The sequence below is a fragment of the Psychromonas sp. genome (assembly GCF_983033635.1).
Genome location: NZ_CEZLMY010000279.1, coordinates 1 through 2,939, shown reverse-complemented (window position 1 = coordinate 2,939; position 2,939 = coordinate 1). Strand labels below are relative to the sequence as shown.

The following is a 2,939-nucleotide window of genomic DNA, read 5'->3' as shown; positions in this document are numbered from 1 at the left end:
GTGCCGTCTAGCAGCGGATGCGAAATTTCAGCTGTTAAGAAAATACCATCTTCATCCGGCTCACCGGCATCTTCCTGAACTTTAGTTAAATCTGGCACACCGTAAACTGCAGCCAGTTCAAGCGTTGCATCTTTCCATAAAGGAATACCCGCATAACGCAGATCCAGCTTATTCATCTGCACGACGTTTTGCCCTTCATTAGTCCTTTTTCCGGTTTTTGTTTCTTCATCACTGTTTAGCCATGCAAGTGAAAGATGACCAGGCCCTGCATTTACATTTTCAATACCAGCGCCATAACCTGACGTATTTAGATAAAACAGATCTAAGATATGCACATCTTTACGCTGGTAAAAGCGTTTACCAATCCACAAATTGGCTTGCGGCTGTGATTCAAATAAACCTTTTGCCTGCACATTTACTTGACGCAGTGCCCAATCAGATAAACTTGATACTGCGCCAGGTTCAGTAATCGATTGATAATCATTAAACTGTGCACCCTGAGCTGTTTCCGCAGAAAACATAGTATCGAAATAGAATGTTTTTCCATCCTGATTATACAGTTCCTGGCCTAAACCCAGTTCAATGTAAGTTTCACATTCATCACCGAGACGACCTGCATAATGACCATCAGCACCTGATCCGTAACAAACCTGCTCTCCGCCATCAGAGGTAGTAGAAAGGCCTGCTCGTGCATAACCACCGAAATCAACCGCAGCTGCATTTGCCGACATTAATAAACAAGATACGACCGCACAAACAGGCGAGATTCTGAATTTTTTCATGGTATATTCCCTTAAAATAAACTAATTAATAATTTTACTTTTTCCAATTTTTTGGACGGGATTAGAATATTTCAGTTTTCATATAAAGCGGGTACCACTAGAATTATTAAATGTATCCTTTAGATTCATACCTTTTTTTATTTGATCATTGTCACAATCCCAAATAAGCACCGGTATACCCTGCAGCCTGCTTTTTCATGCATATATATCCCCCTCCCTATTCTCCGGAGTTGAACGCAATAAAGCAGGTTTGAGTTGAATGGTGACATTATCAAAATCTCTAGCTACATCTTTACTATGCCAGCCTGTACCATCCATGCTCACAATGGCACGTCGTCATTTTTCTGTGGCATTGAAGACCTGCTTGAGGTGTTGACCTACGACACAATAATGGCCAGAAACTGAGCCATTTGTGTGCTGGAGCGCCCTTCTTGAAAGTGAGCAAGCGTTAGTAGCCGCATTTTTATTTGTATGGATTTTTGTCTACTCGCAGCTGCTTTGAAGTCAGTATATTTGAGGTTAGGAAAGCTGATAAGCGATGCTGCACGAAAACGCAGATTTAGTTATCTAATGGGTATCAGTGAATGCATAACGGTTGTTATTGCTTTGCAGCAAACAGATATTAACGGAAGCATAGTTTTGCAATTTATCGGTAAAGATTTGTATGCACCATCTGATTTTCAAAAGGAGGAGAACTTTCTAAGTTCTTTGCAAATGAGATTATGAATCAAGATGAAACAAGTACAGTTAGACAGCTTAAACCTTAGCAGGCATAAAGATGTGGCCAAATTTAGCAGGCCACAACTATTATTTAAAATATTTAATTTTTTCAAATATCATCAAAAAGTTTGAGGCCCCATTTTGGGGGCCATTTTTTTGCTCGATTTAGCGCAGTAACAGATGTTGAAACGGGGCCTTGCGAATCAACTGAATCAAGGCGAATGAAACAAAGAAGGCGAGCAAAGGGGTAATAATACTCGCCATGCTGTGATCCATTTGTATCGCTCCACTGATATTCATCATCACTATCACCACTAGCATGTGAACCAGGTAGATACCCAGGCTATTTTGAGCTAAGTTTTGTACCCAGCGATAACTTCCCCAGTTTGGATTATTTAACAGCAGCATAAACAGACCTAATGACCAAAATAGTGTTCCGAACAGAAAATCATGTACGGTAAAGTTCTGCCCGTAAGCGGTAAGGAAATAGGCTTCACTAAAATGAGTTGTGAGACCAATCACGATTAAGCTCCAGGCCCCAATATTACTCAAGGTCACTTGTCGACGGCGGATTTCAAATCCAAGAGCAACAAACAGGGTCGAAAAAAATGGTCCGTTTCTGGTAAATATCGGCGCGGTCAGTTCTGTAATCGGCTGGTACGACCCTGCGGCAACACCATAAATAAACAATCCCAAAGCTATCGGCAATATCCAGCGTTGTTGTTTACTAACCAGCAATAAAGCGATAATCGTAACCGCACAAATTAATGCCGGCAAAAACCAAAGATGAACAAGCCCTCCCTCAAACAAACTATTTAACGGTGTCGCCGCTAAACGTTGCCAATAACTTAATCGTTCCGCCAGATAGCCATCCTGACTCAAAATCACAGCGTTTATTGGGAATAATAGGTAAATGACGCTCCAACTTAGCCATATTTTCATGAGCGGCAGTGTATATTTTTTCAAGTGAATCAGCGGTGCCGCAATTAACTTAGGGGCAATAAAATAACCGGAAATTAAAAAGAATAACGGTACAGCAAAACGACTTATTTGATTTAGAAAAAGGCCAAAATTGGTGTCTTCTCCAGTACCAAAAATCGTAGTGATAAATGGGCGGGTATGGATAAAAATGATAGCGATAATCGCTAACAGTCGTCCCAGCTCGATACTGGACATCTTAGTTTGTTGCATAGTTTCTTTCCTGTAGCCTTAATATCTAAGGCAGTGTGATAATTATAAGTTTTTCAGGCCGCTGGGAGGCTTAAAATCCAGCCCTTCCCAACACGCCCACCTGTCTCTCCTTGGCTGTGCCATTATCTAGTGATCCATATATAGTCACCTACCAGCAGTAAAAATTCCTCGACTTGCTTTTATTGGCCATAATGATTTTACTCTAACTTTGTTAAAATCATTCATCATTACGACTCTGTAAATTAT

Annotated in this window: 2 protein-coding genes; both read right to left on the bottom strand. The window is 40.7% G+C overall.

Annotated features, from left to right (window positions below; translation table 11 throughout):
* Positions 1-782: carbohydrate porin (locus AC4GME_RS18460; RefSeq protein WP_490380006.1), on the bottom strand; the 782-nt coding region annotated here is incomplete at its 3' end.
* Between the two features lie 885 nt (positions 783-1,667).
* Complete coding sequence (locus AC4GME_RS18455) at positions 1,668-2,693, bottom strand: acyltransferase (RefSeq protein WP_490377568.1); 1,026 nt, start codon at positions 2,691-2,693, stop codon at positions 1,668-1,670.
* Between the last annotated feature and the right edge of the window lie 246 nt (positions 2,694-2,939).

Coding starts and splice junctions, on each gene's coding strand:
- AC4GME_RS18455 (WP_490377568.1), bottom strand. CDS start 2,693: ATGCAACAAACTAAGATGTCCAGTATCGAGCTGGGACGACTGTTAGCG.